We start from the raw sequence: 16,062 nt of genomic DNA on the forward strand, positions 1-16,062 counted from the left end.
AAGCAAGGTCCACCAAATGTTTCAGTATTTCCAGTTTCTGAGTGTCCGCCTGTGCCGACGCAAACTGAAGTTCCAGGCTATCGTAAGGGTTAACCTGGCTATAAGTAAATTGAACAGCAATGAAAAGGATGGAAAACGTGAATATTTTTCTCATGGCTTGCAGGATTAGCTTTTAACCTGTAAGGTCGCAATATTTTTATTGCTCCGCGCTCACTTACAATTTTTGAAGATGCTGCATCAAATGTACTTTCAGGCTTTCACTTACCGGTATGGCTCTTTGTGCGATAATTACATGATCTTCGGCAATCGCTTCCACCCGTTGCAGGTTAATGAAATAAGATCGATGAATTCTTTGAAAAAGGTGATTTGCAAATTTTTCTTCAATTGCTTTAAGAGTTATTGACAGCAAGTATTCTTTGTCTGTAGTATAAATGCGACTGTAGTTGCGGTCTGCTTCGATGTATAGTATGTCTGCAATCATAAGCTTAACCATTCTTTCCTTATACCGTATAAAAATTCGGTCATTTAACACGAATGGTTCTTCATCAGGTGTATCCGTAGCAGCAATAGGCACATTTTCAGGCGTTGCCATGCGGCTGATAGTAAGTTCGATAGCTCTTTGCAGGTCCAGTTTTTTGAAGGGTTTTGAAATGAAGGCAGCAGGCCTCGTTTTCCTGGCGCGGTTGAACGTGTCATTGTCTGCGTTTGCAGTAATATAAATTATGGGAATCTGGAAATATTGTTCGATGCTGGCTGCTGTTTCAATTCCATCCATTTTTCCTTTAAGGTGTACATCGAGTAAAATAATATCGGGTGTATCTTGTTTCACATGGCTCAAAACTTCTTCACCACGCGGCAAAATACCCGTTACTTCATACCCGAGCGTCGAGAGGTACATCGATATTTTTGCGCCGATGATCATTTCATCCTCTACTACCAGTATTTTAATCAATTTATGCATCGCGATTCTCAATTGTAGAACTAAAGCTGCTATTAAGGCAATCTTGTTCTCCCTTGGGGGGTAGAGTTTACTTGTCAACTTACTTACGCTGCTAATTTTTAAAACATAGTAAACCTATTTCCAGGCGGTAAATATAACCGACAGCTGATTTAGTTGTTAAACTCTCTTTTAGCGGTGTTATCCATAACTATCACCCTTATTATCAGGATGGGCAGTTAGTCAGCGATGAAGTTACAAATTTTAATGAAACCCGTAACAAATAATGATTCAATAGTTTGTAAAGGAATTGATGGAAGGATTGCCCGGCATCATAAGAAAAATGCATTTGGGACTCTGAAGTGAGAAAAACCCAAACGCTTTTGCAAAAAAGTGATCAGTAAATTAGATTATGAATTTTTGCCATTGCTACCAGTTCAACAATATTCTCGCACCTGAGTTTCTCAAATATTTTAGCCTTGTGAGTTCCTATGGTTGAAGTATGCAAGTTCAATTTCCTTGAAATTTCCGACACCGAATCTCCATGTACAAGGTGTTGAACTATTTCAAATTCACGCGGCGATAACTTATCAAATTGATTTTCGTAGTGATCATCACTGAGCGCTTCCAGCGCAAGTTTTTCCTTTAATTCAGGGCTTAAATATCGTTTGTTTTTAAGTGCACTTTCAATGGCATTTTTTATTTCATTCAAGGGTGCATCCTTATTTATATATCCCAAAGCGCCGATCCTGAGGTACCTTTTTGCAAACATTTCTTCCGGGCTCATGCTAAACATCAATATCCTCGAGGTCGGCTTTATAGCAAGTATGTTACTAACAATATTAAACGAATCAGTGTTCGGCAATGCGATATCCATTATGATAAGATCGTAATTCGTCTGTTTAATTTTTTCAAAGGCCTTATCTCCTTCATTTGCCACATCGATTACCGAATTGGGCAAAAAACTACCTATAACTATTTTTAAGCCAGTAGTTATTACAATGTGATCATCAACTATTAAAATATTTGGCATATTAAATTGTTGTCTCCTGTAATAAAATTTAATACATTATTCTAATTTTCAATCCGAATAATATCATCCGGGTGTTTAGGGGTTTTTTAAAATTTGACACGGCATTCATATCTTTGCTAAATCAAAAAAATAACCTTTTTTCTTAAAAAACGTGTGGGGGTTACGAGAGGAATGTCTTTAAGAAAAAAGGTGTATTTTTTAGCTAGTCGAAAATGGCTTTTTAAAGGATTAGATAATCTTACTGTTGAATAAGTTGTTAATTTGCAATGGTTTCAGATGGTCGCTAAATTGTCAATACAAAATTATCGCTATACGGTAAGGGAGCCAACTGCGAAAACACGCAGGTAATTATTTTTTTCTATTTTTTTAATTTCATATCCATTTAATGCCAACGCCCGGAGAATATACAAAGTCGTACATCACAAACGTACCGGCTGACTTAAAAAGTAAGGAAGCCCAATTCTTTCGAAAAACAATTCCAAGGTTTCCTGAAGAGGCAGTTTATATCTATTCCTTCAAGGAAAGCAAAATGATTTATGCTGACGGATGGGAAGAAATTCTTGGTTATAAGGACGAGGAAATAACGATGCTTACCATTGTAGGCATTACCACACCTGAATATGCACCATTTTCAAATGAACTGAATGATAAGGCGTTGAAATTCATAAACACTGTTTCGCAAGACCTGGACAAGTATAGCTTTACAATAGAGTTGAAAAAAATTCATAAAGATGGAACTCATGTCCCCCTGATATCAAAGGTGGGCGTTTTTAGCAGCGAAAACGGAACGGTGACTGCCATTATTGGAAGGTCGCAAATTAACCGCAGCATTAACTTAGGTACCATAATGAGATATGCGGCCTACGGTCCTGATAAATCGGAATTTGAAGAGGAACTGAATAAGCAATTATTTAATCACTACGCCATTTCCAATAAAGAAAAAGAGGCACTTGCAATGGTAGCACAGGGATATTCCTTTAAGGAAATTGCCAGCCATTTCAAAGTCTCCCAGTCTGCAATTGAAAAAAGAATTATTCCAATGTACAAAAGATTCAACGTTAAGAGTCTTACCCACCTGATAAGTTTTGCGTACGACAACCACATCTTAAAGTAGGGGCATGATTTAAACCGGTGAAGTCCGTTAAGGCAGGTGTACCGAAAGAATATTTTTTTGGTCAACACCGATATTCTCCAACATTTTGTGCCATTCTCCATATAGGTTTTTACCCGGATCACTGCTGCCTAATACCCATATAGTATTTGTATTCTTGATAGCATTCCTGTTTTTTTCATTTTGGGCAGAATAAGTATCTACTAATTTTAAAAAATGCTCCGGCGAAATAAGGTCCTGCTTAATGGGGTGGCCTGCATTAATATCGTCAATAACCAACACGGATGATGAACGCCAGTTCCATAAACTTGACGGGCTCTCATCCTGGTCAAAAAAATGACTAAAGAGTTTCATGGCAGTAATATAATAACAAGGTTTATGTTTTATTGATAACTCAGTGGCAATACCCACACTTATTCTTGTTTTACCGCTATTCTTTGATCCGAATATTAACAAGTGCATTCCATTATGTTTATTGTTCAGGAACTTATTGATGTTATGAATAGCCTCCTGTCCTATTTGTACTGACTGCCATTGGCTAAGCCTGAACTGAAAAGGATATTGGGGAATTTGCAGATACATTTTGGTGGGATACCAATAATAAACCGGGTAAATTAAAAGGCCAGCCAAAATCAATAGTATGGAAACCGACGTAGACGAATAGTTACAAAGCGAGCTTGCAAAAAATGCGCCGAACCAGAAAAAGCCTATGTCTGTGATGGTGTCAAAAGCAACATTTCCCCACGCCGGCTGGAAAACGTATTGTTGCGATGGCTCAGCGACGGCATTTTTTTTTTAAAGGGGTTCGCCAGGAGAAGGGGTCCCAGGAAATTGAACGTCTCAAATATAAACCAGGCGGCAGATATAAAGACTGCAGCCCGTATTGATGCTGAATCGTTACCGTAATACCGCGACAAAACGATATAAAGGATAAAAGTTGGAATAAACCCAAGGGAAATATGCCCAAATTGGTTGGCCAGCCAGGTGTAGGTTAGCGTTACTCCCCTATAGGAATCTTTTCCTATCAAATCAGCCTTTAATTGGTTGCGTATATCCCTGCCGGTTATTGTCTTATTCATAAAGTATTTTTTTACTGGTTTAAAGAATGTCGGTTATACTAATAGCCCTTTCTTGATGATTTATTGTACAAGACACGGGCATTCCGCAAGTTTTTAAATATTTTGTTGGAATTACCTGTGTCTTTTCGCAGGTTGAGGGCTTATTTGTATAAGAATGTGTATAATTTTCTTATTTGTGTGGAATAATTCTTACTGCTTTATTTTGATAAAAAATTTTGGTGCATGGGAGCAACTGCAGTACCAGGACATCCAGCTAATAATTTCAAATCGTTCCCTGAAATATCGCGTTTAACATCAATACTCCCGTGACCTCCCTTGAGTTTTGACAATTTTTTTACCATCCTGTTTCAAATGCAAGTTACGCCATGTCCTTTGAGTTCCCTGCAGCAAACACCAGTGTCCGTTGAAATAATTTATCCTTGCTTCATACTAAGGACATGTCATCTGCGTTAATGATACTATTCCACTGCGTTACCAGTGCGTTAATTAATGCACTCGTAACGCTGATAGGATAGGTTAAGTATGGATCATCCTGTAGGGAAATAGCAGTGATTGTATCACCAAATAAAAGTTAAACACATGGCAAGAGTAACAGACGTATTTATGAGCGGCACGGTAGGTAATTTAGTGCTATACCGTCGTATGGACAAAAACTGCGTCCGTCTTAAACGAGAAGGCATACAACAGACGGTAGCCACTAAAATAAGAAGTGAAAATTTTGGTATCGCATCGAGGGTCTCGAGTCATTTACGTAAAGGATTGTATGCAGTAATTCCGGCTCCAAAAAACAGGAGCATGCAGAGCAGGTTCGCGGGGGCGATTGCCAAATGGCTACGCTTATGCGACGTGGATACCCTTGCTTCCTGTGATGTAGCGCCTTATATCACCGGTTTCCAGTTTACGGATGGAGATAGTTTTACAGAACGTTTCAGGGTACCCATAACCGTTACCAGGACGGGTGCGAATCTTATAACGGTAGGCGTAAACGATTTTGTTCCTGTAAAAAAAGTGTTTGCGCCGGCAGGAACCGTGATGTTAGAACTTGTGATAGCTGTTTCAGGATGTATGTTGAAAACGGGTATACCGATTGGCGGTGGCGTTCAGCGGATACAGGTGCCTTATAACGAAAATGCGATAACAGCGCAGGCATTGCAATTTAAAATTCCGCTTCCAGCCGGCAGCCTTGTTATTACGGGTGCATGGTTGCAATATTTCGTGTTAAAAAATAACCGTATCTCCCGCTCGGAGAATCCTGCCTATATGCCGGCCGGCGTCATTAATGCAAGATACGTATAACTAAAGAACAGCGATAGTCTTCAGGCCAGGCACTGTTCATATTTTTCCTTTAACTTCCCGGAGACAGGCGCCATGGTACTTTCCAGGCAATACAGCGCCAATTTATTTTTATCTGTTTCTATAATTGAGTATTATCGAAATTACAGGAATGTCTCGTTCGTTAATCCGGCATCGTTAATGATACGGGTCATTAATATTTTTTGTTTCCATTTTCCAGCTCAAAGTTATATTGACTGTTTCCGGGCGAGGGGTGCCTATTGCAATAAGACCGGAAATGGTTGAATCGTAAGTTCTACAGACCGGGCCGCAGATATCTTAAATTGTTCGGTTTATATATACAGGTGTTCGTTAACGGACAGTCTCCAACCCAAATTTACTTGCTTATGGATTAAATATCAATGCGATAGATCATTGGTATGATGGTTGAAATTAATTGCGGGGTAATGTGCCTCAAATATTTCTAACCCGGAATGAATTAACTGACAGCTGATCGCTGTTTGCTTAAAACAAAATATATGTTTAAAAATTATTTCAAATCTGCGTGGCGAAACATCAAAAAAAATAAACTGTTTTCCGCCATTAATATTCTTGGGTTGTCTATCGGTATTGCCTTGTGTTTTGTCATCATGTTATATGTGCAGGATGAACTGAGTTATGACCGATTCAATAAAAACGCAGATAACATTGTACGTGTTGTATTCCAGGCAAATTTGAATGGCGGTAAAATAAACGAAAGTGTAACTATGCCGCCGGTTGCACAAACCATGAAAAAAGATTTTCCGGAAGTGCGTGATGCGACGAGAATCTTAGGTTTCGGCACACCTAAAATTACTTACAACAACACCGTGTTTAAAGATGACCGGTTTGCAATGGTTGACCCAAACTTCTTTAGCATTTTTACTTTGCCACTAATAGAAGGCGACACTAAAGCGGCTTTAGAAAACCCCGATGCTGTTATAATTACACAACAAACTGCAGAAAAGTATTTTGGAAATTCAGATGCGATAGGCAAAACACTTGCTGTAAGTTTAGATAGCACCAGGTTATATAAAGTTACAGGCGTTATAAAAAATATTCCATCCAATTCGCATTTTCATTTTGATATGTTTGCTTCGATCACCGGTTGGGCAAATGCTAAATCTGATACATGGTTAGGTGGTAATTATCATACCTATCTCTTATTAGATCCCGGCGTCAATCTCAGGAAGATGGAAGCCCGTTTTCCTGCAATGGTTGAAAAATATATGGGCCCTCAAATTCAACAGCAGATGGGTTTGAGCCTAAAGGAATTCAGGACAAAAGGCAATAGCCTTGGTTTTGCACTGCAACCTTTAAAAGATATTCACCTGCATTCAGATACGACTACTGAATTTGAGCCGGGCGGCAATGCAACATACGTGTATATGTTTGCGGGCATTGCCATTTTTATGTTGATTGTTGCCTGCATCAACTTCATTAATTTGTCTACTGCGAGTGCATCGAAAAGGGCGAAAGAAGTTGGCATAAGAAAAGTTGCGGGCTCTGGCAGGTTTCAACTTATCAGGCAATTTTTATCAGAATCAATGATGATCGCGATCATCGCATTGACTATTGCATTTGTGTTAACACAGCTTGCATTGCCTGCGTTTAATAATATATCCGGTAAAAATTTAACGCTCGATACCAAACCGATACTTGCATTTATTGCATTAGGAATATTGGTGGGAATTATTGCGGGCATCTATCCTGCGTTCTATCTTTCTTCATTTAAACCAATCGCCGTATTAAAAGGAAAACTCACTGCCAGTCATAAGAACTTTAGTTTAAGGAGTGGCTTAGTGGTATTTCAATTCTTTATTTCAGTTGCATTAATTATTGGAACAATTGTAGTGTATCAGCAAATGAAATATATACAAAACAAAGACCTTGGCTATAACAAAGAGCAACTGCTTACCATTCCTAACTCTTATGTGTTAGGGAATAATGAACACGTGTTTAAACAACAGATGTTGCAGGATCCGCGGATTATAAATGCAACTATGTCGTGGTATAAGCCTGCCGGCCCAAGCAACTATAATAATGCACTGGCTTATCCGCTGGGTAATAATAACCTGGTTGTTGACGGGGTAGATTTTCATGTTGACGAAAATTATATCCCAACATTCGGTATGCAAATAGTAGCAGGCAGAAACTTTTCCAAAGATTTTAAAAGTGATTCTGCCGCAATCATCCTGAATGAAACTGCAGCAAAATCTTTCGGCTGGAATAATACTAACGTTGTTGGTAAAACGATAATAAGGCAGAATAGTGACAGAGGGACCAATGTTCCCTATCATGTAATTGGTGTTGTGAAGAATTTCAATTTTAAATCTTTGCACGAAGCGATAAGTCCGTTATTCATGAGCCTGGAGCCTGAAGGTGGTTTAATCTTTAAAATAAAAACCACCGATGTCGCGGGCTTATTGGCTACCATGAAAAAAAACTGGAATGCATACAACACGAACGAACCGTTCACGTATTCATTCCTCGACGACTTGTACAACAAAACGTATGCTGTTGAACAAAAGACCGGAACCGTGCTTAATATTTTTTCCCTGCTCACCATATTTGTCGCATGTCTTGGTTTGTTTGGATTAGCCACTTACACAGCAGAGCAACGTACCAAAGAAATAGGCATACGAAAAGTGTTGGGCGCAAGTGTAACCCAGGTAACACAAATGCTTTCAATAGAATTTGTAAAGCTCGTATTGCTTGCATCTATCATTGCATTTCCCGTTGCCTGGTGGGCGATGAACAAATGGTTGGAAAATTTTGCGTACAGAATAAATATTAGTTGGTGGGTGTTTGCTCTTGCCGGGTTAGCCGCATTATTAATCGCTTTGCTAACGGTAAGTTTCCAGGCAATCAAGGCCGCTGTTGCTAGCCCGGCGAAGTCGTTGCGCACCGAATGAATAAACGCTTACAACTTAATTATAAAATGCAGACCATGTTTAGAAATTATTTAAATATTGCACTCCGCAACCTTTGGAAAAACAAGGGTTTCTCAACAATTAACATTGTTGGTCTTGCGAGTGGTCTTGCAGTTTGTTTATTAATTGTGTTGTATGTGAGGGATGAATTAAATTATGATACCTACAATGTTAATGCTGATCGAATTTACAGGCTGGATGCTGACATCTATTTTAATGGAACGCAATTTACGGCGTCGGTATCGCCGGATCCACTGGCACCCAGGTTGGTAAGCGATTATCCCGACGTGGAGCAAATGGTCAGGCTGAACTACCAGGGCGATATACTTATAAAAAAAGGAAATCAGAACATACAGGATCACCACGCTGTATTTGCCGACTCCACTTTTTTTAAGGTGTTTACCATTCCGATGATTGCAGGTGATCCGTTGACCGCTTTAGATGAACCGAATTCAATTGTCATTGATGAAACCACGGCAAAAAAATATTTCAATAGCACTGATGTTGTTGGCAAAACTTTATATGTAGACAATACAACCAATTGTAAAATCACAGGTGTTATAAAAGATATTCCGAAACAATCTCATTTTCATTTTAGTTTTATTCGCCCGAAGGGTAAAGGGCGGGATGACTGGCTGAGTAATAATGCACATTCATATATCCTGGTAAAGCCGGGTGTTAGCAAGGCAACCATGCAGGGTTATGTTAACGCAACGATCAATAATTATCTGGCGAAGGACCTGCTAAGCCAGTTGCATTCTTCACTGAAAGATATGGAGAGCAAAGGGGGGCATTTTATCTATCATTTAATGCCCTTGAAAGATATTCATTTACATTCTAACAAATCCTATGAATTTGAAGCTAACGGAGACATTACTTATGTCTATATTTTTTCAGTAATTGCGATTTTAATCTTATTGATTGCCTGTGTCAACTTCATGAACCTTTCCACGGCACGTTCAGCTAACCGTGCCAAAGAAGTAGGCATCAGGAAAGTAGCAGGTTCTTTACGTTCGCACCTTATTACACAATTTCTTACCGAGTCTTTACTAATTAGTTTTTTTTCTTTGTTGATAGCAATCATATTATCTGCCTGCCTGCTTCCATTATTTAACCAGCTTGCCGGAAAGGAAATGCATGTAAGCACATTGTTTTCTTCGTGGCTGTTTCCCGTTATGATTGCGCTGATGCTGGTAGTAGGATGTGTTGCCGGTAGTTACCCGGCATTCTATCTGTCTTCTTTTCAACCCATAGATGTTTTAAAGGGAAAGATTTCCAAAGGATTTAAAAACAACTGGCTGCGCAGCGGTTTGGTAGTGTTCCAGTTTAGTATTTCAATCATGCTCATTATAGGAACGATTGTTATTTACAACCAGCTCGGTTTTATTCGCAGCCGTAAAATTGGTTACAACCGCAACCAGGTTATGGTATTGCACAATACCTGGTATTTAGATAATCAAATAAAGACTTTTAGAAATGAGTTGTTGAACATCCCGGGGGTAACGCAGGCAACCATTTCAGGCGATCTTCCTACCGGGACTAATTTTGACCAGGAGGGCTGGTTTCGTGATGCAACATTCGACGCATCCAAGGCGATCATCTTTACCAATTTTTTCGCTGATGAAAATTATATTCCCACGCTCGGCATGAAGATGCAATCCGGACGCAACTTTTCAAAAGATTTTCCATCAGATTCCATGGGGGTCATTTTAAACGAGGCCGCTGTTAAAGTACTTGGGTTTAAAGACCCATATAAAGAGACTTTGTATCGTCCAAACTACGGTCGCGGCGACATTATATCCGGTTCTCTTAAGTATCATGTAATAGGCGTAATAAAAGATTTCAATTTCAGCTCCATGCACCAAAATGTAGGACCGCTTCTTATGCAATTGGGCGACAATCGTGGATCTATCGCATTGCGGATCAATGCAAAAAACGCTCCCTCCATTATAAGTACAGTTAACAGCAAATGGAATAGTATGGTGCCAGGCCAGCCTTTCAGTTATACCTTCATGGATGCTGATTTCAATAATATCTATCAGGCGGAACAGCGAACGGGAACCTTGTTTATAACCTTTGCCATATTTGCCATATTTATTGCCTGCCTGGGTTTGTTCGGCCTGGTTACTTATGCTGCAGAACAACGAGTAAAAGAAATTGGCGTACGAAAAGTGTTAGGCGCCAGTGTAGGCGGTATCGTTAGTATGCTCTCAAAAGATTTTGCAAAGCTGGTATTAATCGCAGCAATCATCGCATTTCCCGTTGCCTGGTGGGCTATGAACAAATGGCTGCAAAGTTTTGCTTACCGGGTAAATATTGGTTGGTGGGTATTTGTAATTGCGGGCATTCTTGCATTAACAATCGCATTGCTCACCGTTAGCCTGCAGGCGATAAAGGCGGCGGTGGCCAACCCGGTGAAGAGTTTAAGAACGGAATAATTTTTGGAGTACTAACTATTATATATAGACGAAAATAATAATTGAATTTATGTTTAAAAATTATTTCAAAATAGCATGGCGCAACATTGCACGCCATAAAATTTACACAACAATAAATGTATTTGGCCTTGCTTTGGGTATTTGTGCCTGCATGGTAATCTATTTGATCACATCCTATGAATTCAGCTTTGACAGGTTTCATAAAGATGGAGACCGGATTTACAGGATCGTTGGAGACATGCAGGGAAGTAATGGTGAAAAAAATTTTTTGAACAGCCCCGATAATGATGTAGCGGGTTTTCGCAATCAAATTCCAGGTTTTGAAAGTGCGGCCGGCGTTTATTCCTACGGTGTAGCAATAAGCATTCCCGACGGTAATAAGCCGCCGAAGCAATTTGACAACAGGATTGCAAATTCGTATTCATCTTCAACCATTATTACCTGGCCTCAATATTTTGACATTTTCCAATACACATGGCTGGCCGGAAACAAGCAGGTACTGGGTGAACCATTTAAAGTGGTGCTTACAGAAAAAAGAGCCCACACCTATTTTGGCGATATTCCTCTAAGCAGTATGATCGGTAAGACGGTTGTCTATGACGATTCGCTGCGTGTAAGCGTTGCCGGTATAGTAAAGGACTGGATGGGTAATACCGATTTTGGGTACACGGACTTTATTTCTATCAGCACGGCTACGCATAGTTTTTTAAAACAACAAATTCCGCGTGATGATTGGAGCAGCCTTAGCCCGCATCAGTCCATGGCTTTTGTAAAACTGGCGAAAGGAGTTACCGCTGCCCAGGTAAATAATCGATTTGCTTCCTATATAAAAGGGCATGTGAAGCTGGATGCTCCGGGCTCGAAATTATCCATGTATCTGCAGCCTTTGAGTGACATCCATTTTACAACCGAATTTCATCGCGGCGATGATGGAGATGGTTTCAGGAAAGCTTACATGCCGGTGCTGTATGCATTAATCGGGGTCGCTTTATTCATTTTAATTATAGCGGTAGTTAATTTCATCAATCTATCTACTGCACAGTCTATTCAGCGTGCCAAAGAAATTGGTGTGCGTAAAGTAATGGGTAGCAACAAACGAAATATCATGCTCCAGTTTTTGACAGAAACATGGGTGCTTACTTCTATTGCCGTTATTCTCTCCATACTGCTTGTTACCCCGGCGTTGTACCTGTTTAAAGATTACATACCGGAAGGCGTAGCGTTTCATCTTTCTAATGCATCTACACTTATTTTTCTGCTGGTTGTTACTTTGCTAACATCATTACTGGCCGGCTTTTATCCCGCTAAAGTTTTATCATCTTACTTACCCGTCTTAACGCTTAAAGGTGGACCTATACAGCAGGGAACGGAAAAAGCTGGATTGCGGAAAGCCCTGATCGTTTTCCAATTTTCAATTTCATTGGTCTTTATTATCAGTGCTATTGTTATTGGCAAGCAGATCAATTTTATGAATACAACCAACAAGGGATTTAATACCGATAACATTATTACTATAAACAACTGGGGTGATAAAGATCAAAAGCTAAAAGTGCTGGCCCGGCAGGTAGCGCAAATAAAAGGTGTTGAGAAAGTGATACTTCAAAATCATGCACCTATGGGTTTTGCTCAAATGACGAACAGCTTTAAATATAAAGGCAGCCAGGAAATAATGACGCAGCCCCTGATGGAAATCGGTGATGAAAACTACATTCCTTTTTACCAGATGAAAATTATTGCCGGCAGAAACATGTTGCACAGCGATAGCCTGAAAGAATTTGTGATCAATGAAACCATGGCGAAGGCTGTCGGATTTAATAACCCACAGGATGCCATAGGTAAAATGCTTTACATGATGGGCGCCGATGAAAAACCATACCCGATAGTTGGCGTAATTGCCGATTTTCATCAGCAATCTTTTCATGATGCCATACAGCCTGCGGTAATTGTAAATGACCCTTCATTGGATTTTAGTATTGCCATAAAGCTGGCCACCTCCGAAGCAAATATGAAAGCCGTAAAGCCGATTGCTGCGGCAATAGAGCAGCAATGGAAAAAAATATACCCCGGGCAGCCATTTGATTATAGCTTTTTGAATGAATCCGTTACCTGGTTATACGGACAGGAAAAAAAGACGGCATGGCTTATGAATGCAGCGATGACTATTACGATTTTTATTTCGTGTATGGGGTTGTTTGGCCTGGGCATGTTTACCGCGCAAAAAAGAACGAAAGAGATTGGTATTCGTAAAGTTCTCGGAGCCAGTGTTGCCAATATCACAACGATGCTGAGTAAAGAGTTTTTGGTTTTGATCATAATAGCTATCGTTATTGCTTCGCCAATTGCCTGGTATTTTTCACACCAGTGGTTGCAGGATTTTGTTTATAGAACTACCGTAAGTTGGTGGGTTTTTTTAATAGCGGGTACAGGTGCTATGGTAATTGCATTATTGACGGTGAGTTTCCAGGCGATAAAGGCAGCGGTGGCCAACCCTGTGAAGAGCTTGAGAACAGAATAAACAACTAACTGTTAACGATTACCATTAAACGAAAAATATAACCGAATTTATGTTTAAAAATTATTTCACAACGGCCTGGAGAAATTTATGGAAGAGTAAAGCCTTCACTATTATTAACATTATGGGGCTTGCCGTTGGTATTACCGCCTGCTTTCTCATCTACCTGTATGTTCATTTTGAAACGAGTTATGATTCATTCAACACGAAGGCCGACAGGATTTACCGCATTATTTCCGACATTAAAACGCCGTCAGATGTGCTTAATTGGAGTTCGACGCCGGGGGCGGCTGCTATTAATATGCAAAGAGATTTTCCGGAGGTTGAATCCGCTGTACGCATCAGCGGCCAGAGTTTTTTGGTAAAGAAGGGCAATGATAAGTTCCAGGAGGATAACACCATTATGGCGGATTCCACGTTGTTCGACATATTCGATTTCCCGCTAATTTACGGAGATAAAAAGACTGCGCTTAAGCAGCCAATGAGTATTGTGCTTTCTCAAACTGCGGCAAAAAAATATTTCGGCAACACAAATCCTGTGGGCCAAACGGTACTTCTTACAGGAGCGTCTATTAATGCAACCATCACAGGTGTTATGAAAGACATTCCTGAAAATTCGCAGATCAAAGCAGATATGATTGTTTCATTTTCCTCACAAAAACAAATAAACGGGCAAAGCCTTGATAGCGTTTGGACAGGGTTTAACCTGGTTTCATTCCTGTTGCTGAAGCCTAACACCGATGCCACATTGCTGGCATCTAAATTTCCTGCTTTCGTAGAATCGCATGTAGGGAAACAACTGAAGGATCAGCAAATGAGTATTGCCTTTCTACTGGAGCCGTTAAGACGGGTATACCTTTACTCAACGCGGGATGGCAGCAAAACAGGAAATATCAACAATGTGTATATTTTTTCAATTGTGGCCATCTTTATTTTACTGATAGCCTGTATCAATTTTATAAACCTTACTACTGCCAGAAGCGCTGAGCGTGCAAAAGAAGTGGGCATCAGGAAGGTAGCAGGCGCCGGCAGATTTCAGCTTGCACGACAGTTCCTTGCAGAAAGTGTAATCATCTCTTTCGTTGCCTTCATCATTTCTCTGCTGCTATGTTTGTCGTTATTGCCGCTATTCAACCAGCTGGCAGGTAAGGTAGTAAGCACACCGGTTTATTATCACCCGATGTATATCGTTTCATTATTCTTTATCTCGGTCATAATCGGCATTATAGCCGGCTTGTATCCTGCTCTTGTATTATCGTCGTTCAGGCCGGTAGTTGTTCTCAAAGGTCGTTTTTCCGACAGCGCCAAAGGAATGATATTAAGAAAGGCGCTTGTAATTACACAATTTACAATCTCTATCATTTTAATTATCGGAACGGTGGTAGTTTATACGCAACTCAATTACATGCGCAACCAGGACCTCGGCTTCAATAAAGATCAAACTGTTGTAATTGATACTAACGCAGATAAAAATAAGGAGGCATTCAAGCAATCGCTTGCATCATTGCCTGGTGTACTCTCTACTACTTTTTCTTCGAGTGTTCCCGGAAGTGGTAACGGTGCGGCTTATTCGAAATTGGAAAACCCGCATGGAGATATGATAGTGACCAGCCCTGATATTTATTTTGTAGACTTTGATTATATCGACCAGTATAAAATTAAACTAATTGCGGGCCGTGATTTTTCGAGAGAGTTTGCCACCGATACTACGCAGGCTATGGTGATCAACGAGGCTACCGCAAAGTTGATGGGTTATTCATCACCGCAACAGGCATTGGGCAAAAAGTTTGACCAATGGGGACGACAGGGTAAGATCATAGGTGTCGTGAAAGATTTTCACTACCAGTCATTACAGGAGCCGATCAGGCCGCTCACTATGCGCATCGAGCCGGGAGGGTACCAACTTCTGTCTATAAAAGTGGCTGCAAAGAATCTGCCCGCTACTATTAAGAATATTGAAAGTAAATGGAATGAGATCATTCCCGGTCGCCCCTTTGCCTATACTTTTTTGGATGAGACTTTTGACAAACAATATCGCGGTGAAGATCGGTTCGGAAACTTGTTTTTTTATTTTGCTATCCTGGCCATATTTATTTCGTGTATGGGTTTGCTGGGCCTTGCTTCGTATAGTACCATTCAACGTACAAAAGAGATCGGTGTAAGGAAGGTATTGGGAGCCAGCGTCACTGACATTGTAAGCCAGCTTTCGAAAGATTTTTTGAAATTGGTTTTAATAGCATTTGTTATTGCAGCGCCGGTGGCATGGATTTTCATGAATAAATGGCTCAGAGATTTTGCTTATCGTACGAGTCTTGCCTGGTGGATGTTTGTTTTTGCGGGAATTGCAGCAGTGATTATCGCTTTTGTTACCATTAGTTTCCAGGCAATAAAAGCGGCCATTACTAATCCTGTGAAATCATTACGTTCCGAATGAATTTGAGGAATGTTAGGGCGGCTGCCCTTGGCGCAGAAGATATGAAGGTAAGCAGGGTTTGGGTCCACAAAATAAGGAAGTAGAATGAAATAAATTTCGTTAAATGAATTATCATTTACCCATACATGTTATGAACAAATTATCTTATTATGATCAGAAACTATTTCAAAATCGCCTGGCGCAATGTAAAACGCCATAAAGCCTATTCAGCAATTAATATTCTTGGATTATCTATTGGCATTGCAACCTGTTTAATCATTTTGCAATATGTTTC

General features: G+C 40.0%; 10 protein-coding genes. 6 read left to right on the top strand and 4 right to left on the bottom strand.

Going from position 1 to position 16,062, the window contains the following annotated elements:
• Window positions 1–214: 214 nt before the first annotated feature.
• Window positions 215–961 carry a LytR/AlgR family response regulator transcription factor gene (locus tag ACO1O5_RS06930; protein WP_486269109.1) on the bottom strand — a complete coding sequence of 249 codons (747 nt, stop codon included), beginning with the start codon at window positions 959–961 and terminating at the stop codon, window positions 215–217.
• Window positions 962–1,334: 373 nt separating this feature from the next.
• Window positions 1,335–1,970, bottom strand: coding sequence for a response regulator (locus ACO1O5_RS06935; protein ID WP_486269110.1), 636 nt, complete (start codon window positions 1,968–1,970; stop codon window positions 1,335–1,337).
• Between the two features lie 385 nt (window positions 1,971–2,355).
• Here ACO1O5_RS06935 and ACO1O5_RS06940 point away from each other — a divergent pair, with 385 nt between their 5' ends.
• Window positions 2,356–3,084 carry a LuxR C-terminal-related transcriptional regulator gene (locus ACO1O5_RS06940; protein WP_486269111.1) on the top strand — a complete coding sequence of 243 codons (729 nt, stop codon included), beginning with the start codon at window positions 2,356–2,358 and terminating at the stop codon, window positions 3,082–3,084.
• A 27-nt stretch (window positions 3,085–3,111) separates the two neighbouring features.
• Here the strand turns inward: ACO1O5_RS06940 and ACO1O5_RS06945 are convergent, their stop codons facing one another.
• A complete protein-coding gene (locus ACO1O5_RS06945; protein WP_486269112.1) occupies window positions 3,112–3,663 on the bottom strand; it encodes a P-loop NTPase family protein in 552 nt (183 codons plus the stop codon).
• Window positions 3,664–3,788: 125 nt separating this feature from the next.
• Window positions 3,789–4,160, bottom strand: a complete 372-nt coding sequence (locus tag ACO1O5_RS06950; RefSeq protein WP_486269113.1) for a hypothetical protein — start codon at window positions 4,158–4,160, stop codon at window positions 3,789–3,791.
• 579 nt (window positions 4,161–4,739) lie between these two features.
• On the opposite strand from ACO1O5_RS06950, the gene ACO1O5_RS06955 reads away from it, so the two are divergent.
• The 5 genes from ACO1O5_RS06955 (at window position 4,740) to ACO1O5_RS06975 (ending at window position 15,788) form a co-directional block, all read left to right on the top strand.
• Window positions 4,740–5,456 (top strand): hypothetical protein, encoded by a 717-nt coding sequence (locus ACO1O5_RS06955; protein ID WP_486269114.1) that lies wholly within the window; start codon window positions 4,740–4,742, stop codon window positions 5,454–5,456.
• Between the two features lie 515 nt (window positions 5,457–5,971).
• Window positions 5,972–8,386 (top strand): ABC transporter permease, encoded by a 2,415-nt coding sequence (locus tag ACO1O5_RS06960; RefSeq protein ID WP_486269115.1) that lies wholly within the window; start codon window positions 5,972–5,974, stop codon window positions 8,384–8,386.
• A gap of 35 nt (window positions 8,387–8,421) precedes the next feature.
• Window positions 8,422–10,842 carry an ABC transporter permease gene (locus ACO1O5_RS06965; protein WP_486269116.1) on the top strand — a complete coding sequence of 807 codons (2,421 nt, stop codon included), beginning with the start codon at window positions 8,422–8,424 and terminating at the stop codon, window positions 10,840–10,842.
• A gap of 49 nt (window positions 10,843–10,891) precedes the next feature.
• A complete protein-coding gene (locus ACO1O5_RS06970; RefSeq protein ID WP_486269117.1) occupies window positions 10,892–13,357 on the top strand; it encodes an ABC transporter permease in 2,466 nt (821 codons plus the stop codon).
• Window positions 13,358–13,406: 49 nt separating this feature from the next.
• Complete coding sequence (locus ACO1O5_RS06975; RefSeq protein ID WP_486269118.1) at window positions 13,407–15,788, top strand: ABC transporter permease; 2,382 nt, start codon at window positions 13,407–13,409, stop codon at window positions 15,786–15,788.
• The last annotated feature ends 274 nt before the right edge of the window (window positions 15,789–16,062 follow it).

The organism is Ginsengibacter sp. (assembly GCF_057362405.1).

Excerpts from the sequence above, each read along its gene's own strand:
- ACO1O5_RS06930 (WP_486269109.1), bottom strand. The coding sequence starts at position 961 with ATGCATAAATTGATTAAAATACTGGTAGTAGAGGATGAAATGATCATC.
- ACO1O5_RS06935 (WP_486269110.1), bottom strand. The coding sequence starts at position 1,970 with ATGCCAAATATTTTAATAGTTGATGATCACATTGTAATAACTACTGGC.
- ACO1O5_RS06940 (WP_486269111.1), top strand. The coding sequence starts at position 2,356 with ATGCCAACGCCCGGAGAATATACAAAGTCGTACATCACAAACGTACCG.
- ACO1O5_RS06945 (WP_486269112.1), bottom strand. The coding sequence starts at position 3,663 with ATGTATCTGCAAATTCCCCAATATCCTTTTCAGTTCAGGCTTAGCCAA.
- ACO1O5_RS06950 (WP_486269113.1), bottom strand. The coding sequence starts at position 4,160 with ATGAATAAGACAATAACCGGCAGGGATATACGCAACCAATTAAAGGCT.
- ACO1O5_RS06955 (WP_486269114.1), top strand. The coding sequence starts at position 4,740 with ATGGCAAGAGTAACAGACGTATTTATGAGCGGCACGGTAGGTAATTTA.
- ACO1O5_RS06960 (WP_486269115.1), top strand. The coding sequence starts at position 5,972 with ATGTTTAAAAATTATTTCAAATCTGCGTGGCGAAACATCAAAAAAAAT.
- ACO1O5_RS06965 (WP_486269116.1), top strand. The coding sequence starts at position 8,422 with ATGTTTAGAAATTATTTAAATATTGCACTCCGCAACCTTTGGAAAAAC.
- ACO1O5_RS06970 (WP_486269117.1), top strand. The coding sequence starts at position 10,892 with ATGTTTAAAAATTATTTCAAAATAGCATGGCGCAACATTGCACGCCAT.
- ACO1O5_RS06975 (WP_486269118.1), top strand. The coding sequence starts at position 13,407 with ATGTTTAAAAATTATTTCACAACGGCCTGGAGAAATTTATGGAAGAGT.